This is a genomic window from Faecousia intestinalis (genome assembly GCF_040096185.1).
GTDB lineage: Bacteria > Bacillota > Clostridia > Oscillospirales > Oscillospiraceae > JAZOXB01.
Genome location: NZ_JBBMFF010000266.1, coordinates 1 through 22,629 on the forward strand (window position 1 = coordinate 1; position 22,629 = coordinate 22,629).

Consider the following 22,629-nt stretch of genomic DNA (forward strand, 5'->3'; position numbering starts at 1 on the left):
TCGGTACACCGCTGCAGAAAAGGATCCGATTTCTGAAGTTCCGGAAGTTCCGCATCCCGAAGCAGACGCGCTTGAGGACCTTCGTTTTGTTGTTGCAGCCCTCGATGAAGCCGTTGGACCAGGGGACGTCCATGGAGTTCAGAATCTCCTGAAACCAGTTGCGGTACGCCGTGACGCAGGCCTGAAATTCCGGAAGATCCATACTCATGGTAAAGGATTTTGCCTCTATGCTCAACCTTAAAGCAGTTTGCTCCCCGCACACTTTCTATCCCGCAGACTGCGTCAGCACACATGCCAGGGTACTTTGCGACATGAACGGCAGCCAAATGCCGCTCTCGCCCGTGCCGATCAGCAGCTCCGTGCCGCTCGGGCTGATCAGAAGGGGATACGTCTCACACAGATACATCGGGCCGTCCGTGACACCGTAGTTTTTACCGCCAACACGAGACAAGTTTAGCGTCACATAACTAGGCCCATCCGGAATGGTCTGAATCGTCCAGGAACCGCTCCACATCTCCTCAAAGTCCTTGCTGTCTTTGTATGCCCAATCCAGATCGACCGAGCCGCCCGTCTCATCCCCGGGATAAAAGCGCAGCGAGAAACAGGCATAGCGGTTGGTTTCCCCTACCGTGGTTTCTGTGATCCAGCCCATGCCTGAAGGCTGCGAACCGGCAAGGCCAAGCGCGGTCATGCCTGTCCAGCCATCAGAAAGCCAGTCGGCAAATTCGGGCGGGGCGTTATACCAAGCATATTCCGTAAAGTCAAACGAAAGATAGTCGCCAGCTTCCGATATACACGGCGCAAGATGGCTCATCGCATCGAGCGATGGGTACCATTCGCAGGTGTTCCCATTGTTGTCGGTGATGAAGACCTGGGTGTCGGCCTCATATGCAATGCCGTCAAGATTTGCAAAGAGCAGCACCGGTTCGCCGCTCTCTGACCGGTAGAGTACATCTGTGACCTCATCGGTCTTCGTTTTTTCATTCCACTGCACACGGTTGATCACAACTGTTGCGTTTTCGTCGACCGGCACGATGCAGTACAGATGCCCCGCACCGCCGATGATGTGCTCCGCATCGATCTCCGCGATGAAGGGGTATTCCAGCAGCAGGGCCGCATTGGTTTCCCAAAGCCACGCGGGAAAACCTGCCTCAAACCCCTCCTCAAAAAGTCCGCCGACATAGCCGAGATATGCCATCCCGAACATCGTCTGCGAAAAATCAATCTTATCCCGTAGCCATAGCAGCGAGTTTTTGCCTTCCTCTGAGCCAACGTACTGCGCCTGCTGCGGTTCTGTGGCCTCGCTATGCTGCGCCCGCTGTGATTCCGTGATCTCGCTGTGCTGCGTGGGATCCTCCGATTGCGTTTCCGAGGCTTGCCCGGCAAGCGTTTCAGGCAATGTAGCACTGTCGGTGCCCTTGAGCTGCTGGATTTGCGCGCAGGCACAAAGCAACAGCAGCAGAGCCACCGCCAGCAACAGCGCGAGTACCTGCTTGTGTGTTGTTTTCATAGCCGCTCCTTTCAGATCAGAATTTTCCGCTTCGGCCCGAACCGCCGCCGCCGGATTCGCTGCGACTGCTTCCTCCGCTGGAGGAGCTGCGCTCGATCTTCCGGCTGGAGGTCGTCTTATGGGTAAAACGATCTGTTTGCTCCGTAAGCCGGAGCCCCGCGGCGACATAGGCGTTTGCGGTTGTTTTTTCTGATACATTGTCCATTTTCTGCCATATCACAGCAACGATCGCGATTGCCGCCAGCAGAGAAAGACCGATTACGACAAGCATCGGAAAAAACAAGCTCGCCCGGACGGGCTTCCCGTTTGCTGCCTTTTCCAGATAGACTCTGCATTCCTTGACGTAATCCTCAAAGCCGCCGTACCAGTCGTCCTCGCCGAAATTGTCGAGGAAGACCTTTTCCAGCTTCTCCTGACCATAGCTGTTGAAGGCATATTCGCAGTGTGAGCCATAGCAGAACATTGCCCAGTCGCGGTCAGCCATGCTGAGCAGGAGCATGATCCCATCGCGGTTCGGCCCTACACCCATGGTGTATTGATGGTAGATGGTGTAGGTCGCCTTATAGACGCCTTCAGAATGGAAGTCCCGATAGTCCTCCACGGTTACGATGTATACACCGACCCCATACTTTTGGGAGACGCTTTCCGCCATCCTTTCCAGCAGCATTTTTTCGCTTTCGCTGAGAAGTCCGGCAGTGTCCGTCACGCAAGAAAGCTGTGCACCTGTCTGCTCAGCCGCAGCCATGCTCACGCAGAATACAAGCACCAACAGAAACGCCAACAGGAGGCGGCATATTCTTTTTTTCATATCTCAGCCCTCCCTAGCGTACCAAAAGCAGCAGCGCAGTCACGCTGATTGCGATAAGAAGTGCCGCGATCGCCGCAAACAGGCCGACGACCCGTTTCGTGCTGACGGGAAGCTTGCCTACCAGCTTGCCTGTCTGACCGTTCATGGCAAAGAGGAAATCTTTTCCCTCCCACCTTGTATTCAGGATCCAGACGGGCAGCAGCGCGTAATGCACCTTGCCGCGCTTCAAGTGGATATCCCGGCTCGTTTCATTGCATGAGGTGTAGCCAGAAACCGTGCGTTCCAGCGCAGACACCAGCGAGCCTGCGCAGCGCTTGTCCGCCCGCTCCCGGCTGTCTTCAACGCTGACATCGTATTTATCCGCCAGAAATCCGGGCAGATACGCTGTGGAAAACGGCTTTAAGTCCGCATAGTTGAACGGTTCGATGGAGTCCATGTAATCATCCGGCATTTTGCTCGACGCATCCACCGGAATTTTTTCAAAGCTGACAGAACCGGCGCGGCGCACATCGTAGTGACTTATCTCCGTGACCTCATAATCTCCCGAGGTGTACTTATGTACCGTGGTGGCATGGAACTCCACGCTTCCGCTGGCCTCGCCGTCGTACATCCAGAAGGGGACATACACGCCCTTGATCTCCTGCAAATGGTTGGCTTTGGAGAAGGTCGACGGCAGCAGAGGCTTTTTGAGATAGTGCTTCTTCAGCGCCTTAATGGCATCCTCCTTGCTCAACTTGAAGGGCAGCACAAAATCGGGCTTTAAGATGCCGCTGAACTGCCCAGGAATCACAGACGGATTTCCGCAGTATGGGCAGGACGTGGCTGCGGTCGTTGCGTCACAAATCAGCTCTGCCCCGCACGATGGGCAGCAGTAGGTTTTCATATTGTCTGCGTCCGCACCCCAGTTCTCGTTCAGACCGGAGGTATCCCAGTTAGAGCTGCCTGCGGCAGTCTGTTGCTCTTTCGCTTCGGCAGATTTTTGAGCCGCTTCCGTTTCTTCCTGCTTTCGCGCCGCTTCTGCTGCTTTCGCTTCTTTTTTCGCGTAGAGCGCTTCAATTTCTGCGATATTGAAGCTTGAGCCGCAGTAATCGCACTCCAGCCTGCCGGATTCTCCTACAAAATGGAGCGGTGCCGTACAGGCGGGACATTGATAATTTGTGATTTGTGTTGCCATGTTCTTTCCTCGTTTCCTGTGTCGGTGCCAGACGGCACCTCAACCCTTCTCTCTGCGGTAAGTCATCCCGCCGCCCAGTATGACCGCGTTTTGCGTATCGTACAGGAGGTGCAGATCCGCCGCTGCATGGTCACTGTTTCTCAGCACGATTTCCTGCAGGTGCTCTGCCACGTCCTCACTGTATTCGCCGCCGGAATACGGCGTCTGAAACGCGGACTCGACGCGCAGCTCCCAGCCGTTCCACATTTGCTCCGTCCCGCTGCGCCACAGCTCCGCCGCGCGCAGCTCGCTCCCATCTGCGTCTGTGGAAAACACATATTTTTGCAGGCCATCCTCGGAGATCCACGTTCCCTCGAGCAGCGCAAAAACATTGCGTGTCTGCGCATGCTCGGCGCGCTCCCGCTCTGCCTGCGCCTGCCGCTCCGCGTCGCTGTAATACCGCGCCTCGTCGCCCAGCGTCATCATACCGTAGTCCAGCCAGAAAGTATCCGCCAGCCACGCAAACTGCGGTGAGTCCAGATAGCGCAGATGATAGACCGTATCGTGGTCTTTATCCTCGATCGTGAGTCCGCTGATTTGTTCTGCAAAATCCGCCTGAACTGTCAGAACGCCGTTTTGGAACGTATGGTCAAACTGATCGCCCAGATCTTCAAAATTTGCGTCGTAGCAGCGGATGGGATTGTCCTTGAACTGCCCGCCGCGGTAATAGAGCTCCATGACGCCCGGGCTGTAAACGGTTTTTTTGATGTGAAGACTGTCAAAAAGGAGCGCGGTCTCCGGGTACTGATAGGTGCGCACGTCAGCACCGCCGCAGGCGGTCAGGCCGAGCAGCCCCATCCACAGGCTTGCCGTGATGAGGAACGTTTTGAGCTTCACAGCATCACCTCCGCTTTTTCCGCAAATAGCCGGATTCTCCCGCTCCAAATTGGGGCGGGAGCCGGTTTTCATATAAATTCTCAGAAAGATGCCGCCATTACTGGAACGTCATGTCGTTGAGAATGATGTCGGGCATCGTTCCCGGAACGCAGTCCATATTCCGAAGCCCGATGGAAAGGGCGCGGCCGTCGTCAAGCTGTGCGATATACTGAATCCAATCCTAGCCGATGTTTCTGTAGGTGCGGCCGCGGAACGAGATACCGCCGATCACACGGCCTTCGATATCCTGATAGTTCTCGAAGTCGTCCTTGTAGAAATCAATTTTTTCAATGTTCTCTCTTACCTCAAACTGGATGGCGCCCGCACCGAACGCTGTGGGATCGTCATTTTCCACCAAGCAGCGCTTGCCCTCATCATACGACCAGCCAAAGACCGGGATCTTCGTCATGATTTTGACCTTAACATCGTCTTTTGCAAACTGGGTGACTTCCACGGAAAAGTCCTGCATCTCGGCGTTCGCAGACGCTGCCTAGTTTGCCTCTGCGGCTTCCGCCTTTACCGTGTCAAGATACCTCGCAATGGCCTCCTTGCCGGAGAAACCGCTGGTATTGAATCCGCTTACCGTATAAACACCCGACACAGTTTCTTTGAAATTGACGTAGATGAAATGGGATTCGTCGTCCTCAGAGATCCATTTGTAGTAGCGGTAGTTTGCCTTCATGTGGTCGCTGTATTCTTCCTTGACAAACCGGCCTTTTACGCCGAAGTAGGCAGCAATATCATCGTAGGTTGCGTCGAAAATATTCTTATTGACCTCGTTCATCCAGACATAGCCCTTCTGTACCTGTTCTTCGGTTACAATGCCGTCTCCGCCGGAAGTTTCTCCGCCAGGGTTCGACGTCGTAGTGCCCATATTGCCGCTTCCGGCCGGAGCATCCGCTCCGATGCTGTCAGGCATGGACTTGCCCGCGTCGATCAGCGGCAGATACCAGTCGGCATAGAGATATGGGCGGTTTTCCTCCTCCACATCATCCCAATAGAGTCCCCACGGGCGCAGATAGATCTCATAGCGGTACGTATCGTCGCCGTTTTCGTACCGGCCGTCGATGCAGATGATATCCGCAAGCTCCTGCAAGCCCGGGTCGACGATCCAGTCGGCGTGCGCGAGGGCCACATCGGTAAACCAGCCGCCCTCGGATGTCAGCGTGCCATGCTCGCCAGTACCGGTGTCGCTCAGGCTGACCGCTGCCGATACCATGGCATCGTCCTTGGTGTAGTCCTCATCCCAGAGCGTCACGGTGCCCGTGCGGTCTGCGTCGATCTCGATCACGCCGCAGATATCCCACCACTGACCTTCCATGCTCTCATATGAGCCGGAGCAGTCGGTCATCTTCCACCAGCCGTACCATTCACCGTTCCACCACTCGAGCAGAGCGTCGTCAGCCGTTGTGGAAGGCAGTGTGGGCTCCGTGCCGGCGTTGACGCCTGTTTCCCGCGTGAGCGTGGATGGGTCAATGGTAATGGTGCCGCTTTTGCTGCCGAGCAGCTCCTCAAAGGTCGCCTCGATTTCGCCGGACGCGTTGTTCAGCACGAAGGCGGTCTGCACCTCCAGCGTTGCACCCGGCGCAACTTCCTCAAACTGGTTTTCGATCACGGTGGTAAAGGTATCGTAATCGGTATAGACTGTAGCGACTTCCAGCTCTGTGCCGTTCTGCATGATCGTTTCATCGACGCTCCAAAGATACGAAGCATTCTCCTTGCTGTTGTTTGTAAAGTCCAGCGACAGAACGATTGCGTCATTTCCGTCCGAATCTTCCATGATGCACGCGCCCTTGTAGAGCAGCTCATAGTCGCCGAGCTGAATCAAATTGGAGTCTTTCTCCTTATCCTTTCCGCAGGCGGTGAGGCTGCTGAGCAGCATCAGTGCCGCAAGAAGCAGGCATAGAGTTTTGGTCTTCGTCTGTTTCATAATTCCCTCCCAGTATCCTTCAGGGATGTGCAAATCGGCCGATCAGCAGAAATAGCATGCGGTTCCGGCGAAAAATGTGAGTGCATATCTGAGACATTTTTCGTTGTTTCTATTCGCGCCGGCTCCTGTGCAGCTTATTTTTTGGCAAAGGTGCCGCTGATGCCGTAACCGGAGTTCTCCTTCATGGTAAGGCTGCTGCCGTCCACGGAGAACGTGTAAGTAGACGGTTCGCTCCAAGCCTCCAGTGTTACCGTAAGCTGGTCGCCGTCAATGGTATAGGTGCCATCCTGCTTCATGTACGCATTCTCCATGGTGCATTTGCCTTTTCCGTTGAACGTCCATGTGATCACGCCGTCATCTCCGAGATCAGCAGACCATGTTCCGGCCAGCGCATCCTTGCTGCCACAGGCGGCAAGCGTCAGAAGCGTAACCGCAATCAGGAATAATGCTACATACTTTTTCATTTTTTAGTCCCTCTTTCTTTCTGTTCGTTTGATGGATGGGTCAGCCGTTCACTGCGCCGCCGCAGTATTCACAGCAACCGCTTGCATCCGGCGTGGTCGTCGCGCCGCAGCAGGGGCAGGTGACTGCCGCTTTGGGAGCGGCAGCCTGCTCGATCTTTTCGCGCACATCCCTGCGGACCTGCGTCAGAACCTGCCGGATTTCTTCGCCGAGCTTTTTACAATTGCGGTACTCAACATTGGTTTCCGGATTATACCGGGACGTCATGCCCGGACGCGTTCCAGGCGGCGGCGTAATGTCCACGGAACTGGAGTTGATCTGGAAGCGCATTTCGTCGAAATAGGGATTGTTGACAAAAATGGTGATATAAAAATCATAGGAGTATTCATAGCGCGGCGGATTGTAGCTGACCTCCTTGCCGTCTTTGTCCTTGCGCTTAAGCTCCGTGCTGCTCTCGTCAATGTCGAGGTTGCAGCCGGTCACGTCGGCAAAGTCCAGAACGTCCGGGTTGGCCTCCGCCAGATTTCTGGCCCGGGTCACCATGAATTTTCCGGCATCTTCGTCAAGAAGCACCTTTGTGTCCGCGCCGAGCGTTCTGGTCGTATGGAAGGCCGCGACCTTTTCCTGATTCTCCGCCCGGTAGGCAAGCTGCGCACGGATCTCCTCTACGGTGCTGCCGCGCCGGTCGGAGAACCACGGGGAGAGCTTTCTGGCGCAGTTTTTGCAGAGATTTCCGTTTTCCAGCTTGCGGTTTCCAAGTAAGCCGATCTTTTCTCCGCAAATGTCGCAATACTTTTTATCGAACAGTCCCATATATATCTCGATCTCCTTTGTGTCTGCTTGCTAAATTATGCGCTGTAGGGCGCGTCTGCCTTGGCATTGAGCGCTGCACCCAAGATGTACAGAGCCGGAACGGCCACGCCCGTCACGACGCTGACGATGCTAAAGTCGCCGCCATTGCTTAAATCCAGCACGATGCTCAAAATGCTGAACACAGCCACGATGACGCCCCAAGCGATGAGTTTGCCGGCTTTTTCGCTGCGCTTACTGTGCTTGATGCCCTTGATTCCGGCAATCAGCTGGCAGATGCCGCCGACCAACGTCAAAAACAGCGCCGCCCAGAAGGTAAACTTCAGTCCGGAGGCCGCACCCAGCCCCGCAGCAAGTGCACTGATTCCGGCGAGCAATACGCCCACAATGATGGAAAATGCAGCTGCAATAATCATCAAAATACCCGTAACCTTCAAAAACACATGTCCTTTCATAATAGATCCTCCTTACAATTTTTGGTTCATTTTTTCGTGATTCCGCAGGGCGCACAGCCGTGTGCCCTGCGCAAAAACGTACTGTTGTTCAGCGCTGCGCGCAAGGGGCGCTCAGCCGCCTTTTGGAGCAGGCCTCGGCAGCCCCGCCTCAAGCTGCGATGTGCCGTAGGCCTCCTCTGCAATGCGAAGCACCAAGGTCTCCAGCGCGGCGGCGTTCTCGCCGCTGCACTTTTCGGATTGCTCTCCGTCCTCGGTGCGCCAGACGATGGAGATTTCGCTGCCAGCCTCCTCTGCAGCATTGTGCGATGGCTTTTCGTACGCGGGCAGTGCAGCCTCCGCCAGCGTATTCTGCAGCTCAAACCATTGCACCCAGGTAAGTTGCCATGGGATCGGGGTCGAAGACGCATCCCTCCCGTTTTCTCTCGTCTCGCCGCCATCCGGGCTCAGAAACCGTCCGGTCAGCACGGGAAGGTCGTTCTCCAGATAAAAATGCATCGTAAAGCAGCGGTTAGAATTCGTATGGGTTTGCTGCCAGCGAAATTCGATCAGCTCTTTTCCCACCCGGTACGCATCCGGGTTTTCCATTCTGCCTCCGTCCTGTATCCGGCTCCCGATAAAATACCGATACAGCAAAACGCCCGCCAGCATAACAAACGCGGTCGCCAGCACAATAAGTAGTGCAATTTTCCGTGATTTTTTCACGTTGATCTCCCTTTTGGAACAGCCGCTGCGTTCACAGGCTGCCGCGCAGCGCGCCGTTTCCTTCGCCTGTCAGCTCCATGGGTCTTCCGCCGCAGGAATACGGATGCCGCTGAGAATGCTGGAGTATTCCCAAAGGAACCATTCGCCGGTCGAGGCCTTCTGCCGCAGCTTCATGGGCCGCGGCGAATCTGCGCCCGCCGTTTTAAGGAACACACGCAGATAGCCTGGCTCCAAATCCTGCGGTCTGGGGTCTGCGAGCACGTTCAGCGCGTACGGCACCTGCGGCTGATACCCGTTTTCCGGCGTCGCGCCTTCAAAATATGCAAGCGGCAGATAGGACTTGCCGCGCAGTCGGTCGCGTAGAAACTGGCAGTCATACGGCGTCAGGGGCCTCGGGCCGCGCAGAAGGTTCATTGCGGCAGCGCCGGCCTCCTTATTTCGGTCAAACAGCGCCAGCGCGCACAGAAACAGGGCGCAGATGCGCTCTGGCTGCCGCCCCTCGGCGGCAAGCAGTTCAAATTCCGGCAGATTTTCCGGAATCTTTTGAATGACAACCTGCAAGGTGATCCCTCCTTATGCTGTAAAGTGGCGTTCCTCCGTATTGGGCCTCACGGGGGATGCGCGGCGGTTGTCCCGCCGCGCGCATCCTCGTTCAGGAAACCATTGCGCGGTAGATAAAGGTGACGATCTGCGCACGGGTGCACCGTTCGTTCGGACTGAAGGTCGTGGGGGTGGTGCCGTTTGTAATGCCTTCCTTGACTGCCCAGAAAACGGCATCCATGTAGTAGTCCGATGCGATGTCCGTGAACGGGTTATTGCTATCGCTGGCATACGGCTCGCCCTCACTGCGCCAAAGGAAGGTGACGATCTGCGCGCGGGTGCAGTTTTCGTCCGGGCTGAAGGTGGTGGTGCCGGTACCATTGGTGATCTTGTTTTCCACGGCCCAGAGCACGGCCTTTTCATAGTAGCTGCCGGGCTTTACGTCCCGGAACGGCATATTGGTCGTTTTCGGTTCGGGCTGACCCGATGCGCGCCACAGGAAGGTCACGGCGTGCGCACGGGTGCAGGTGCCCTCGGGCTCAAAATGCGTCGCATCCACGCCGGAGGTAATGCCGTTTGCCACCGCCCAAAGCACCGGGTCATAGTAGTATGTTCCCTCGGCAACGTCGACGAAGGGATTGGTCGGCTTTGCTTCCACCTTCGCAAAAACCGCCTCGATGGTATGGTTGGCCGTGACGTTCTTGAAGGTGTACGACGTCACCGCGCCGACGTCCGTTCCGTCTACCAGCACCTTGGACACGGTATAGCCGCTGTTCGGTTGGATGGCAAAGGCTTGATCCGCGCCGGCCTTGACGGTGACGCTGCCGGAGGGCGTGATTGTGCCGTTGGCACCTGCCTTGGCCGTGATAACGGGATCCTCCTGCACGGGGTTGCCCTCGGCGGTCATGGTTTCAGTCCAGAAGAACTTATTCTCCCAGTCCAGCTTGCACGGCGTGTCGTTGAGGTAGAACTTGGCGCCCTTCGCTACCCCGACGCCGCTAAGGTCATAGGAGACATAGATAAAGCACTGGTATTCGCAGTTCTCACCGTCCGACGTTTTTCCTGCCTGGAAGGTAAAGGGCTTATCGGAATAGTACCTCCAGTCGTCATAGCACTTCAGCCAATCGACGCGCTCGAGCTTCATGTACGGCGGCAGGCCGTCGATCTTGCAGTAGTCACTGCCCGGTGCGGGGCTTTCGCCTGCGACAGGTGCCTTCACGGACAGATTCAGGTTGGTCAGCTCGAGCCGGTTCAGCCAAAGGCCGCCCAGATTGGTGTCTGACTCGTCGTGCAGCTTATAGCATGCGCCGGCGCTGATGTTGTTCATGTCCATCCAGTCGTCGTTCCAAATGGCCTCCGCCCATTTTCCGGGCTTCCACTCCTCATTGGCATATTTCAGCGTTCCGGTGCCGCTGCGGAACACATAGCCGGGCTTTGCCTCGACTGTGCAGTAGAGATAATAGGGGGCGCCGGTCTCGTCGAGCAGCTCATCCGGCCACAGGAAGCTGTCATAGATGGTAGAGCCGGAGGAGCTGATGTATTCGCTGACCTTCTTGACGGTGATGGTGTATTTGCTCGGCTCATACGACTCCACATAGATGTCATTGACGCGATTATAATAGACCAGGCCGCGCACGATGCCCTTTGCCTCGGTGATCAGCTCGCACTCCTGTGCCTCCACGCCGACGACGCAGGTCTGACCGCCGTCTGTGCTGTAGAGCCACGTCGCCGTGATCTTGTTCGCGCCGACGACGTTGAATTTCGTTTCACTTGTCAGATAGAAGCCTTGCTTCGCCTTCAGAACCACGCTCTTGTTGCGCACATCTCCGTTGTCCGCCCAGTTCACCTGACTTTTAACGGTGCAGCTTTCGTCGTCGGAAACGGTGACCGGGCTGTCGGTCGCGGCGGAGGTGGCGGTCAGGTCGCCGTCCTTCACCGTCAGCGTGACCTCGGGAATGGCGACATCGGTCTCCGACATCATCCGGTAGCGCATCAGGAACGCATTGGAAGCGCCGCTCAGAATCAGCGGCTCGCCGTCCTTATAAAGCTCAACGGTGATCGCCAGCTTCTGCACCTCCGTCTGGTAGCTATAGCTATTCACAGGGATAGTCTGAAACAAGAGATTGTTATTGTAGCTGCTGGCGGTGACGGGATAATCCGTACCGTTGAGCGTGTACTTGATCTTCTGTCTGTAGCCTGCGTCCCTCATCGCCTCCGGCAGGGGGTTCCAGTAGAACCGGAGTTGCTTTTTCGGATTGAGCGCGTACAGCGGAGCGCCGCTGTAGCCGCCCGTCACGTCCATCTGGTGCGGTACATAGGCCGGCGCACCGTTGACCTCCACCTTGACCAGACCGAAGGCGTTGGTGCAGACGTCGGTGTAGGCCGTGCCGCTGTAGGACGAGAAGGCGACGCGCTTATAGTCATCAAGATTCTTGGTTGACAGGGCAATGATATACTCCTTCGAGATGGAGTTGGCCATGTATTCGCTCTTGATGTCCTTCTGACGGTAGATCAGGCGGGTCCGCTCGTCGGGGCGAAGCAGAGCGGTCCTCTCCGGGAACATTGCGGCAAAGGCAAAGTTTTCCAGGGTCTGCTCGCTGCTGCTGAGCGCGAAATTCTCCGTGAAGAGGCCGCGGCCGAAGCTGCCGCCGCGGATGCTGATGGGGAAAGACCGCCCCTCCGTGATGGTCTCGCTGCCCTTTTTAACGACGATACCGCCCTTGAACTTGCCGCCGTTGATCACGGCTTTTGGCTTGCTTATCCCGTCCGTCCGGGTGGCGTAGGTGAAGCCGACCAGCCCCTCGAACTCGCCGCCGTTGAATTCGGCCTTGCAGTTGGACGACAGCAGGGCGGAATAGACATAGGGGATGCCGACCTTCGGGGAGATGGCGTCGACCTTGCCGCCGTTAAAGACGACCTTCGCGTCGCCCTTGCCCTCGACGACCACAATGCTGTTTTTGGCAAGACCGTTATCGACACCGATCCGCCCGCTGTTGAGCGTGAAGCTTCCGGTCTCGGCGTGGATCAGCACCTGCTTGCTGCTGGCCGTATTGGGATTGGCGTCGATGTAGAGCTTGCCGCCGCCGCGGCTGTCCTTGACCGACAGGTCGCCCGTGACGCGGATGGCAGCCGGGAGCGGAGAGGTTCTGCTGAAAAAGGTCACGGAATAGCCGTCAAGATCCAGTTGAACCGTTCCAGTCTGTTGGATGGACTTGTTATATCCCGCGCCGTCATTGAGATCCTTGGTGTTAATGTTGGCACCGAGCTTGACATAGGTGACGCCGGAGCTCAGGGCAGAGCTGAGCTCCGCATAGGTGGTTACGATTCTTGGGTCGCCTTCGGTGGTGCCGCTGCCTGCGGCAGAGGCGATGCTCCCCAAGGCGGGGAGGAGGCCGATCAGCATTGCCAATGAAAGCAGTAAGCTGAATATCCTGCGTTGGGTGATTGATTTCATCTTGATTCCTCCTTTTACATTGTGTATTGTATAAATTGAGTCCATCAGGTGGTGTTACAGAGACGTTTTCGGCGATTGCCCTGCAACGGAAATGCGTTGTAGGCCGGCCGACACGCCTCCGGCTGCGCCCAATGCTGCTTTCCTTCGTCCCGCTTTTATGTACTCTCTTCCTCGCTTTGCTATGCACAAAGCATTCTCATTTCTCACCCATCCTTTCCTCAAAGCGTGTCGATTACGCCTGCAAGGTAGGCTGGCGATACCGACGCATAGATAAAACCATCGGCCAGCTGATCCTTCACCGTCTGCCGCACCTCAGAAGCAAGCAGTTCGTCTGTGCTCTCATCTACCAGAAGCAGGACCTTGCAGGCCCAACCGAGCCGCCTTACAGCACTGCAGAGCCTGAGTCTCTCGCTCAGCTTCCAGAGGCCCTGTCGGATGACCTCCATCACCAACACGTTGGCACGGCAGGTACGGCACAGAGCAAGCGTTTCCTCCGGCTTTGGAGAACGGTAGATAAGGAAATCCATGTCGCATCCCGAAAGCGACTGCGTGACCGCCTCCGCCAGGAGCCCGTTCTTCATATCCAACACAATTCTTCGCATCTGTGCTTTTCACCGCCTTTTTTCCCTTTTGCAGTTTCCGTTTTTATTTTATCCGTTATCGCTCTTTTTTGCCCCCACCGATTGGATAGGGTTTGCAATTATTTTTTCAAAGGCCATTGTCTGACTCGTTTCTCTCAGCAAAGGGTGCAAAACTGTGTTGCCTTTTTCCATCCGCATGATATACTATCAATACGGATGTGCAGAATGGGGAGGTATGCGGCATGAGCAAAGTGACAAAAAAGAGATTTTTGTATGTGCTGGGCGTGTTGGCGCTCATTGCGTTTGCCATGTGGCTCCGCTACGCCAGCCGGCATATTTTTCATTCTCCGGCTGTCAACCACCTGCGAAGCGGAATCTATGTGTTTTTGTTCAGCGCGTGGTGCTACTCCATCTGGATGCGCATCGTGCAGACGCAGGTGCGGCGCTATCTGTTGGCAATCTCAGTGCTGATGGTGCTGTGGATCCTGCTGCGCTCAATCAAATTTTCCATTGATAACATGGATGCCGGGCGCTGGCTGTGGTACTTCTACTATTTCCCGATGCTGCTCATCCCCATGCTGTCGGTCTTTGTTTCCCTGTCACTGGGCAAGGGAGAGGATTTTCAGCTGCCGCGATGGACCAAGCTTCTGTATTTTCCAACGCTGCTGCTTCTTTTGCTCGTTCTGACCAATGATCTGCACCAGCAGGTGTTTTCCTTCCCGTCCGGCGTTTTATCGGATCAGGAGTATCGGTATGAGGGCGGCTATTTCTTCGTGCTGGGTTGGGTGGCTCTATGCGCGGGGTTCGCGTTGCTTTCGATGGTGAAAAACTGCCGCATCCCGCGCAGCAGGAGAATTCGCTGGCTGCCGCTGGTTCCGCTTGCGCTTTCGTTGGTCTATGCTTGCATGTATGTTAAAAAGGTCTATTGGGTCTGGGTTCTCGCGGGTGATATGACGGTGTCGCAGTGCCTGATCTTTGCGAGCATCTTTGAATGCTGCATTCAATGCGGGCTGATTCAGTCTAACCTCGGATACGACGAACTTTTTGAGGCAACGAGTTTGCCTGTCCAGATCACGGATCCTGCATTTTGCCCCCAATATGCGTCTGTTTCCATGCAGGAGGCTTTGCCGCAAAGCGAGCTGCAGCAGATCCGGCAGGATACCGTCCATCTGGGCGACGATACGCTTTTGAAGCGGCACAAGCTGCGCCGCGGCTGGGTGTTCTGGAAGGAGGACATCTCCGCGCTGAATCAGGTCCAAAAGGAGCTGGAGCTGACAAGAGATGAGCTGCGAGATACCGGCGACGTTCTGGCAGCGGAGAAAGCACAGCACGCAAGATGGCTGAAGCTGACAGAAGAAAACCGCCTGTATGACATGATGGAGGCGCAGACCGCCCGGCAGATCGCAATGCTGCGGGATCTGTTGGCTGAATTACAGAAGACGGAGGATCCAGACAGAGCCAGACACCTGCTTGGGCAGGTCATCATCATCGGGACCTATATCAAGCGGAGAAGCAACCTGATTTTTGTCGGCGAGCAGCGCGGTGCGATCAGCGTGCAGGAACTTCGGCTGTGCCTCAATGAATCTTCCGAGAATATCAGTATCTATGGCGCCGACTGCAAGACGGTCATCAAGGGGGAAGGCTGGCTTACCGTCGAGCGGGCAACGCAGGTCTACGACCTGTTTGAGGCGGTCGTGGAGGCGGAGCTGGAATCGCTGCGTGCGCTGCTGATCTCCATCGAGGTTGGTAAGTGGGTAGAGATTGCTCTCTGTGTTTCAGGAGCGGAGCCGCTCTGCGGGCTGCGCACGCGGTTTCCAGATCTGGAATGGGAGCAGGATGAGGACGGACTGCAATATGTGACGCGGAAGCTGGAAAGATCGAGAGGGGTATAGGCGCATGGACAGAATTAAAGAAAGCTTCGACAGTCTGCCCATCGCGGCCTGCTTCTTCGATAAAAACGGCGTGGTGCGGCTCATCAACCGCCGGATGCTTGCCATTGCAAACTGGCTGCAAAAAGGCGGTATACAGTCGCTGGCAGAGATGCAAAGCGCTCTGCAGGCGCCGCCGGCAAGCGTGTGCTGTCTGGATCCGCGCCTTCGGATTTACCGTTTTCCGGACGGAACAGCGCTGCGCTTTGCACAGGAGCAGATCACAACAAAAGCGGGCGTCCGCTATACGCAGATCACCGCCGCAGACGTTACGGAGCTGATCCGGAAGCAGAACCAGCTGAAAGCGGAAAATGCGAAGCTGGAGAAGACAAATAAGCGGCTTAAGCGGCTGCTTGCGCAGATGCCGGAGATCATCCGAGAGGAAGAGACGCTGGCCATGAAGCTGCGTGTGCACGATGACATTGGGCACAGTATTCTTGCGGCACGCCGCGTGCTGCTCCAGCACACGGACCTGAAGGAAATTCGTGCAAACGCGGCGCTGTGGGAACGGTCAATTTCAGTACTTTATCGCTCCCACCAGATAACGGCGCGATCCGAATCGCTGGAGGCGGCGAAAAAACGAGCGGAAGAATTGGGCGTTAGAGTTCTGCTGGCAGGAGATGAGCCACAATCGCAGCATATGCGCGCACTGAGCGCACTGGCGATCTGCGAATGTGCGGCAAACTGTGTCCGTCACGCAGATGGCACAGAATTGTATGTGCGCTTTTGGCAGAAGCCGGACTGCATGGAGGTCTCCCTGACCAACAACGGTGCGGTGCCAAGGGAAAAAATCACAGAGGGCGGAGGCCTCTCCATGCTGCGTCAACGTATCGAAGAAGCAGGCGGCAAAATGGAGATTTGGAGCATCCCGCGCTTTAAGCTGATGCTCAGTCTGCCGGAACAGGAGGAAGCAGCATATGAGAGTGATGATCGTTGAAGACCAGACCATGATCCGCAGTCTGCTGGAAAGCTATTTCCGTGTTGAGGACGGATACCGGATCACGGCGTCCATCCCCGGCGCAAAGCAGGCGGTTGAGGTGTGCCGGACAAGCTCTGTCGATCTGATTTTGATGGATGTGCAAACGGAGAACCGCGAGAATGGTCTGACCGCCGTTCGCCAGATCAAAGCGATACAGCCGAAGAGCAAAATCATTGTTGTGACCTCGCTGATCGACTGCGCGGTTCTGGACGAGGCTAAGAGGGCCGGTGCCGACAGCCTGTGGTACAAGGACTCGACGCAGAAGCGTTTGATGGATGTCGTCCGGCAAACGCTGGCGGGTGAACATATTTTTCCGGACGCGCCTCCGACAGTTGAGATTGGCATGGCAAAAAGCACGGAATTTACAAAGACGGAACTGAAGGTTCTGCGGCATCTGCTGCGGGGCTTGTCTTACACGCGCATCGCGGCAGAAATGGGCTGCGAGATGTCGACGGTCAAATTCCATGTGTCAAATATGCTGCAAAAAACCGGGCTGGAAAACAAGCTTCAGCTTGCGCTGGCAGTCAGCGACGTCAAGTTGATTGCCGATCTTACGGAAGAATGATGGGATTTGATTTTCTGCTTGTGCAGCCACAGGCATTTATTGAAAGTAGAAGCCGCGTCTGAGACGTTACACTTGGCAAGCAATGCCTGCGTATGCAATTAAAGTGAAAACAGTGATAGTGATTGACAATGTTTTGGATACCATCTCTGCGCTCCAAGGAAATCTCACTGGTACAGTATCAACAGTAGAAAAAGTGTCAATACTTTTGAAAATGAAGCATTAGGGGAACTTGTCATGAGTTCTTCAAGTGCGCCATTGTTGCCGGGATGCTATCCCGTTTTATCAGATACAAAAACTACCGCCAGTGAAATCGTCGATATCTGTGACGAAGAGTACTACTTTATCAACTCCCACGAAATCAAGTTCCTAATCAGAAAGAGCTGATAATGAGTAGTTTTACTTATTCTGCCGTTTAACGATTACCCTCAGCAGTTCAACGAATACTCGGCTTTTTAACGATTACAACGGCACAGGAAGCTGCAATCCCCATAAAACGCACAAACCCCCGCTGCAGAATTGTTCTGCAGCGGGGTTCACTTATGCGCTGAAACAGCCGAAAAGCCTTATTTCAAGCGGTTTTCGGGCATAGAAAAAGTCCGCCGTAATTCTATCAAAATTACGGTGGACTTATGTTGAGGGCGCTCGGTTTTGGACCGGAGTGTAATGACAGAATTACAGAAAACGCAGCTTCAACGCATAAATCATGGAACCGATACCCAAGCCTGCCGTATAGCAGCTGTTGGTTTTTCTGAATGCAGGAGTGTAATAAATATTATTGTCAGCATCGAAGCAGAATTTTTCGGCGGTTAGTACGTTTGTTTCATGCTCCAAAAGACTACCTCCGAGGAAACGACGCATAAAGTCGATTCCTGCACACATGGTAGCAATAGGCTTTTTCCTGCTGCTAAAGTGCGCGATGCATGCTTCTATTGTGCTAGAAGCCCTATAATTGTTCAGAAGACCAATTCCACCGGGTATGATTAGTGCATCGTATTCCTCAAAATCAATTCCACAAATACTTTTCATGCGTCCTCTGCCAATGCGTGCGGACTCTAAAAGAACATTTCTGTTATCTGCAAGTTGCTCTGTCAGGTGGTTGACTGACGGGACGGAGATATCCTCGGCAACGGGCGTGTAATCACATCCATATCTGTCAAGCGCAGCATATGTCAGAATAACTTCTTCAATGCAGGAACCATCGCCGAGACCGCAGCCGGCTAATAAAACCAAGCACTTCATACACCGCTGTCCTCCCGTAAATTCATATCTGTTTTATCAATTTCAAGTATAACCTACCAAAACAAAAAAGTCCACCGTAATTCTATCAAAATTACGGTGGACTTATGTCTATGAGCTACGAAAAAGATATTTTCGGCAGTTTTGCGTATGACTTCGAACTCTCGCAAAAACTTATATTCGGTTAATCATATATGCGACTTTTATTTTATTATTCGGGAATAAGAACATCCCCGCCGGAGATTACCACGTCAGATGCGGAAATGGCACTGTCAATGGTATTCGATTCGTCAATTTCGCCTTCGTATGTTATCTGAACATTTTCTCCCACTCGGATAGCTCCGCTTTCTGCATAACGGGAGATGCGCAGATCATTCAGAAGGATTTTGTACGTGATTCCGTCATCGGGATTGGCGCAGAGAATGGAATCGTCTAACAGAATATACTCATCGGTTATCTCCGTAATCTTACCGACAATGGTATTCTGATACGGCTCATACTCTGCTTCGGTGGAATTCTCTTTTGCATATTTGATAATCTTACTGGCTGCATCTTCTCCGATATTGAAGAGGTATTGGTAATTAAAAGCGTTTGTCCACAGATAGCCATCTACAGTAACATACATGGCAACTTTATATACGCCGAGAGTTTCAGATGTGATCGTAAAACTGTAATACTCTCTATCATGTGCAACCCATTTCTCATCCTCAACAAATGGTGCATTTTCGCATCCGGCAAGAACTTCCCATACATAGTCATCATTGCTCAGTGTATAGTGTTTTTTGTTCGGACTGTCGCCGTTTACAGAGAACCGCTTCAATTCAATTGCTTTTGGGAGGTCTACCAGCTTGAAGAGCTCACCGAGCGTGTGCGGAGGTTCATAATTATCCCTCTTGAAGATATAACAACTACCTTCCATCCTCACGGCGACAAGCTGGCTCTTATCGGCATATTTTAACTGATACACTTCAAATTTTTCAGTGTATCTATCTCCTTCAATTTCGTCAATGCCCAATACGGTATATGTTCCAATCAAATCGCCAAGGAGTTCTTCAGACACAAGGCGACCGTGACTTCGGTATACAATACCGTCAATTGTTACTTCAGTGTATTTCTCAAAAACGGTTTGATATTCCCATGGCCATACAATTCCTGATTCGTCTGCCATAATGTTAATGTCCTTATACCTATCGTTTGTGCCTCCTGGTGTAGGTTCGCCGCCTAAAAGCGATGGAAGAACAAGCGCGCCTACAACAATGATCACGGCAAAGCAGGCTGCTATTGAACCCAATTTGAGCAAATGATTTTGTTTTTTCTTGCATTCTGCTGCCGCCTCGACAAGATCCTCATCGAGGTTACCGATGGCATTAGAAAATCTCGGTATTTTCATATTTCAACGCCCTCCTTAATGAGATAGTCCCTTAGTTTGTTTCGGGTGTAGAACAACATATTTTTGACCTTACTTTTGGTAAACCCAAAGCGCTCTGCAATTTCTCCGATAGAATCGAAGTAGAAATATTTCCGGATAAAGACATTTCGCACGTCCTCCTTTTGTGTGCGCAGGAAGTGGCTGACCAATTTGCCTACGTCCTCGTCACTCACGTCGGGGGCATACCGATCATCCGGCAGTACCGATTCCAGTTCATCCAGGGACAACATTACATCCGCTGACCGTTTTTCACGCTTCATAAACTCCAACCGCTTCAGAGACAGGTTTCTCGCAATCTTACAGACAAAGGACATAAAATTACTCGGTCTTGTAGGCGGAATTGCATTCCACACTCCCACGTATGTATCGTTGACACATTCTTCCGAATCCTCGTGATTGTTCAGAATGTTATAGGCAATACTGTGGCAGAGCTTGCCGTACTTTGCATCCGTTTCCTTGATTGCCTGCTCATCCCGTTCAAAGTAGAGTTCTATGATTCTCAGATCATCCATGTTGTTCACCTCCCTTGTCAGACCTAAAAGCGCTTTCACCCATTAAGTACGTTTTTTCCGGCGTTGGTCTTATAATTAATAAAAAGTCGTGAATCTTTTTATCAAATAAAAATGATTGTTTTTCTAACTATATCATATTTCCACATTTCTTTCAATTCCTACAGAAAATGTCGAAAATTATTTCAATGCATTCAATATTAGGAGTTGAAAATATGATAACATACACCCAAGAAGAAAAGCAATCGGTCATTGACCATGTTATATCCGGTGAGCTGTCGACGCATATCCTCGCCGACACCGGCATACCCAAGAGTACATTTTACGGTTGGTTACGAGCTTACCGCGAGGAACAGGAAGCCGATAACCGAAGGACAGTCAGTATCCGCAATTAAAAATTGCGAAAATCTTACTGAACGGTAAGTGAAAATAGCTGCATTCTGTGACTGTCCGCAGACTGTCCACGGACTGTCCGTGGACAATCCGCAGGACATAAAGAAAGAACGGACACTCTCAACAAGTGAGAATATCCGTTCATTTCTGTCGGTATTACTTGAACCATATTGTGACGGCAAAGCCGCCGACAAAGTAAAAAGGTTCGTGTAATACCCCTTTGGTGGAGCGGGTGTCATCAACGATGAACACCCCTCCGTTTCGGTATTTTTGCCCTCAAAAGCTTCTTCAATATCGTCAAGTGGGATATTGTCAATGCTCAATGGCTTCTTGCTGGCGTTGATGATGAGGGTAAAGTGGTCGTCATACAGATAGATGGAATGAACAAAGATATTGATGATAGCTCGGCGCTTGTTCACATCATCGGCGGGCATCTCGCAGACATAGTCCAGAAAGGCCAAAATCTGTGCCTCCGTCAGCGTGATCTTCTTGTTTTCCTCAATAGCGAGCTGCGCCTCCAGCTCCGCCTTTTCCGCCATGCGCTTGTTGAGTCGATCCGTCAGCATCTCCACGGCCTGCCCCTGCTCAATGGCTTTCCAGAGATTCTCAATGGCCGTGTTCGCCTCTCGGATCGCCTTTTTCAGCGCCTTGGCTGTCAGGTTGTCCGGGCTTTTGGCGCACTCCTCAGCTACCTTCTTGGCAATGAAGCGGATTTTCTCCTCGGTCAGCATTTTCAAGCACTCATTGACCACACAATCCTCAATATAGGACTTGCTGACGATCTTCTTGCCGCACTTTTTCCTGCGGGCGTTCTTGCACATATAGTAGTGATATTGCCTGCCGGTCTTGCTGGTGCCGCCGTAGCCCACCATCATTTCCTTGCAGTGTCCGCAGAACAGCTTTGTGGTCAGCAGGTATTCGCCCTCGCCGTGAGTTCGAGGCGGCGCATTTTTGTTTTTGTTCATCATCGATTGCACCCGGTAAAACAAGTCATCGTCCAGAATGCGAGGCATTCCGCCGGGTGTTTCCTTTCCTTTGTAAAGATAGACGCCGATATAACGCTTGTTGCTGAGCAGGTGACTGAGACTGTTGGGACTAAATTCCTTGCCGATGGAGGTCTTGACCCTACGCTGTTTCAGATCCCGGATAATTTCCGCTTTTGTTTCGCCGCTGGCGTAGCGCTCATAAATCTCACGGACAATTCACCGCTGGTCAGCAGGTTGGCATAGCGCACACGGCGATGCTCCTTGAGATAGCGGAGATGCCGCTGCCCCCATACCCCGATTGGCCGATCTTCCTCCGACTCATCATCCCCGGCAATCAGATAATAGTCTCCAACCAATTCATATTTCAGCCCCGTGCGTTCATCGGTAATGTACTTCTCCATCATCAGCGCCTCCATCCCCACAGCCCAAACTTCCGAGGCTTTGCCTTGACAACTTTGATCAACATCTCATCTACGGCATCCGTGTACCGCCCCGCTGCGATCAGCTTGTTGCGGAACCGGTTCAGCCCCTCAATGATAAGCCGCCATTCCTGCCGGTTCAGTTCTACATAGTATTTCTGTTTCATGCGCTATTCCTCCTTTGGTTACTGCAACCATTGTAGCAGGAGAATTAGCAGAAATCGAATGTGTCAATATACATTTGGAAAAATCACAACATGTTTGAAAAACAAGTGAATATGTGATACAATATATATAATTAAATTGAAGGTGTATGTATGGCTGAAGATAAGAATAAAGCGAGTTACCCAATGATCCCTGAAAGCAATTGGTGGAGTATGCGAAATCAATTTAGCAAGACTTTACTATCAACAGTAAGCGTTAACTATTTAAAAACGCTGCTCGCACTAGCCACTGATCAAGCAGCTAGAAACATTCTCTCTCCTCTAAAATCATTAGGAATTTTAGACGATGACGGTCATCCAACCGATTTGGCAAACCTTTGGCGGACAGATTCTACATATGGCAAAGCGTGTGAAACAATGCTCAATGCTATATATCCTCCAGAATTGCTAGGGAACCTCTGAATAAATCGGGTTAATTCTGTCCTCATTCGGTGTATTAGCCGCTTTTGGGCTAAGTTAAGGCAATTTCGGTGCAAAATAGCCACCATATCGTCTTCGCGAATCAACGCGGCTGCCTGCGTGATGTCATGTGTATTTGCCGCAGTGACCGTCATGGTATGAACCAGCCCGCTGCCAGCATCCACACCGATGTGGCATTTCATCCCGAATTTCCACTCATT

General features: G+C 53.1%; 24 protein-coding genes and 2 pseudogenes. 4 read left to right on the plus strand and 22 right to left on the minus strand.

Annotated elements, in window-relative coordinates; all coding sequences use genetic code 11:
• From WMO66_RS13310 to WMO66_RS13375, 14 genes are all read right to left on the minus strand, one after another.
• On the minus strand, nucleotides 1–208 hold a 208-nt coding region (locus tag WMO66_RS13310), incomplete at its 3' end, for a transposase (RefSeq protein ID WP_435387806.1).
• A 57-nt stretch (nucleotides 209–265) separates the two neighbouring features.
• Nucleotides 266–1,510 carry a hypothetical protein gene (locus tag WMO66_RS13315; protein ID WP_349136894.1) on the minus strand — a complete coding sequence of 415 codons (1,245 nt, stop codon included), beginning with the start codon at nucleotides 1,508–1,510 and terminating at the stop codon, nucleotides 266–268.
• A 16-nt stretch (nucleotides 1,511–1,526) separates the two neighbouring features.
• Complete coding sequence (locus WMO66_RS13320) at nucleotides 1,527–2,318, minus strand: TPM domain-containing protein (RefSeq protein WP_349136895.1); 792 nt, start codon at nucleotides 2,316–2,318, stop codon at nucleotides 1,527–1,529.
• A 13-nt stretch (nucleotides 2,319–2,331) separates the two neighbouring features.
• Complete coding sequence (locus tag WMO66_RS13325) at nucleotides 2,332–3,492, minus strand: TFIIB-type zinc ribbon-containing protein (protein WP_349136896.1); 1,161 nt, start codon at nucleotides 3,490–3,492, stop codon at nucleotides 2,332–2,334.
• Between the two features lie 39 nt (nucleotides 3,493–3,531).
• Nucleotides 3,532–4,368, minus strand: coding sequence for a hypothetical protein (locus WMO66_RS13330; RefSeq protein ID WP_349136897.1), 837 nt, complete (start codon nucleotides 4,366–4,368; stop codon nucleotides 3,532–3,534).
• A 220-nt stretch (nucleotides 4,369–4,588) separates the two neighbouring features.
• Complete coding sequence (locus WMO66_RS13335; RefSeq protein ID WP_349136898.1) at nucleotides 4,589–4,861, minus strand: hypothetical protein; 273 nt, start codon at nucleotides 4,859–4,861, stop codon at nucleotides 4,589–4,591.
• Nucleotides 4,862–4,897: 36 nt separating this feature from the next.
• Nucleotides 4,898–6,337, minus strand: coding sequence for a DUF5067 domain-containing protein (locus tag WMO66_RS13340; protein WP_349136899.1), 1,440 nt, complete (start codon nucleotides 6,335–6,337; stop codon nucleotides 4,898–4,900).
• Nucleotides 6,338–6,471: 134 nt separating this feature from the next.
• Complete coding sequence (locus WMO66_RS13345; protein ID WP_349136900.1) at nucleotides 6,472–6,801, minus strand: DUF5640 domain-containing protein; 330 nt, start codon at nucleotides 6,799–6,801, stop codon at nucleotides 6,472–6,474.
• 40 nt (nucleotides 6,802–6,841) lie between these two features.
• Nucleotides 6,842–7,612, minus strand: a complete 771-nt coding sequence (locus WMO66_RS13350) for a DUF4428 domain-containing protein (RefSeq protein ID WP_349136901.1) — start codon at nucleotides 7,610–7,612, stop codon at nucleotides 6,842–6,844.
• A 35-nt stretch (nucleotides 7,613–7,647) separates the two neighbouring features.
• Nucleotides 7,648–8,064, minus strand: a complete 417-nt coding sequence (locus WMO66_RS13355; protein WP_349136902.1) for a hypothetical protein — start codon at nucleotides 8,062–8,064, stop codon at nucleotides 7,648–7,650.
• Between the two features lie 111 nt (nucleotides 8,065–8,175).
• Nucleotides 8,176–8,649 (minus strand): hypothetical protein, encoded by a 474-nt coding sequence (locus tag WMO66_RS13360; protein ID WP_349136903.1) that lies wholly within the window; start codon nucleotides 8,647–8,649, stop codon nucleotides 8,176–8,178.
• Between the two features lie 186 nt (nucleotides 8,650–8,835).
• Nucleotides 8,836–9,327, minus strand: coding sequence for a DUF6935 domain-containing protein (locus WMO66_RS13365; protein WP_349136904.1), 492 nt, complete (start codon nucleotides 9,325–9,327; stop codon nucleotides 8,836–8,838).
• 91 nt (nucleotides 9,328–9,418) lie between these two features.
• Complete coding sequence (locus tag WMO66_RS13370) at nucleotides 9,419–12,760, minus strand: S-layer homology domain-containing protein (RefSeq protein WP_349136905.1); 3,342 nt, start codon at nucleotides 12,758–12,760, stop codon at nucleotides 9,419–9,421.
• Nucleotides 12,761–12,978: 218 nt separating this feature from the next.
• The gene (locus WMO66_RS13375) at nucleotides 12,979–13,341 is read right to left on the minus strand and encodes a hypothetical protein (protein WP_349136906.1); all 363 of its coding nucleotides are present in this window, start codon (nucleotides 13,339–13,341) and stop codon (nucleotides 12,979–12,981) included.
• A gap of 242 nt (nucleotides 13,342–13,583) precedes the next feature.
• Between WMO66_RS13375 and WMO66_RS13380 the strand changes: the two genes are divergently transcribed.
• The 3 genes from WMO66_RS13380 to WMO66_RS13390 are packed head-to-tail and all read left to right on the plus strand — an operon-like array spanning nucleotide 13,584 to nucleotide 16,813.
• Nucleotides 13,584–15,233: a histidine kinase N-terminal 7TM domain-containing protein gene (locus WMO66_RS13380; protein WP_349136907.1), complete on the plus strand. Its 1,650-nt coding sequence runs from the start codon at nucleotides 13,584–13,586 to the stop codon at nucleotides 15,231–15,233.
• A gap of 4 nt (nucleotides 15,234–15,237) precedes the next feature.
• A complete protein-coding gene (locus WMO66_RS13385) occupies nucleotides 15,238–16,206 on the plus strand; it encodes a sensor histidine kinase (protein WP_349136908.1) in 969 nt (322 codons plus the stop codon).
• The gene (locus WMO66_RS13390; RefSeq protein ID WP_349136909.1) at nucleotides 16,187–16,813 is read left to right on the plus strand and encodes a response regulator; all 627 of its coding nucleotides are present in this window, start codon (nucleotides 16,187–16,189) and stop codon (nucleotides 16,811–16,813) included. The genes WMO66_RS13385 and WMO66_RS13390 overlap by 20 nt, the downstream gene beginning before the upstream one ends.
• A 672-nt stretch (nucleotides 16,814–17,485) precedes the next feature.
• On the opposite strand, the gene WMO66_RS13395 is transcribed toward WMO66_RS13390, so the two are convergent.
• The 7 genes and pseudogenes from WMO66_RS13395 to WMO66_RS13425 all read right to left on the minus strand — a co-directional run bounded on the left by WMO66_RS13395 (nucleotide 17,486) and on the right by WMO66_RS13425 (nucleotide 21,952).
• Entirely contained in the window at nucleotides 17,486–18,052 is a 567-nt protein-coding gene (locus WMO66_RS13395; protein WP_349136910.1) for a DJ-1/PfpI family protein, read from the minus strand.
• A gap of 208 nt (nucleotides 18,053–18,260) precedes the next feature.
• The gene (locus WMO66_RS13400) at nucleotides 18,261–19,439 is read right to left on the minus strand and encodes a hypothetical protein (protein WP_349136911.1); all 1,179 of its coding nucleotides are present in this window, start codon (nucleotides 19,437–19,439) and stop codon (nucleotides 18,261–18,263) included.
• On the minus strand, nucleotides 19,436–19,990 hold the full coding sequence (locus tag WMO66_RS13405; protein WP_349136912.1) for an RNA polymerase sigma factor: 555 nt from the start codon (nucleotides 19,988–19,990) through the stop codon (nucleotides 19,436–19,438). The genes WMO66_RS13400 and WMO66_RS13405 overlap by 4 nt, the downstream gene beginning before the upstream one ends.
• Nucleotides 19,991–20,319: 329 nt before the next feature.
• On the minus strand, nucleotides 20,320–21,393 hold the full coding sequence (locus WMO66_RS13410; RefSeq protein WP_349136913.1) for a recombinase zinc ribbon domain-containing protein: 1,074 nt from the start codon (nucleotides 21,391–21,393) through the stop codon (nucleotides 20,320–20,322).
• Nucleotides 21,394–21,582 (minus strand): annotated as a pseudogene (locus tag WMO66_RS13415) (recombinase family protein); the annotation flags it as partial.
• Nucleotides 21,516–21,770, minus strand: coding sequence for a TnpV protein (locus tag WMO66_RS13420; protein ID WP_349136914.1), 255 nt, complete (start codon nucleotides 21,768–21,770; stop codon nucleotides 21,516–21,518). The pseudogene WMO66_RS13415 and the gene WMO66_RS13420, both read right to left, overlap by 67 nt.
• Nucleotides 21,770–21,952, minus strand: coding sequence for a hypothetical protein (locus tag WMO66_RS13425; RefSeq protein WP_349136915.1), 183 nt, complete (start codon nucleotides 21,950–21,952; stop codon nucleotides 21,770–21,772). Before WMO66_RS13425 ends, WMO66_RS13420 begins: the two co-directional genes overlap by 1 nt.
• A gap of 150 nt (nucleotides 21,953–22,102) precedes the next feature.
• Between WMO66_RS13425 and WMO66_RS13430 the strand changes: the two genes are divergently transcribed.
• A complete protein-coding gene (locus tag WMO66_RS13430) occupies nucleotides 22,103–22,411 on the plus strand; it encodes a DUF5343 domain-containing protein (protein WP_349136916.1) in 309 nt (102 codons plus the stop codon).
• Between the two features lie 86 nt (nucleotides 22,412–22,497).
• On the opposite strand, the pseudogene WMO66_RS13435 reads toward WMO66_RS13430, so the two are convergent.
• Nucleotides 22,498–22,629 (minus strand): annotated as a pseudogene (locus WMO66_RS13435) (transposase); the annotation flags it as partial.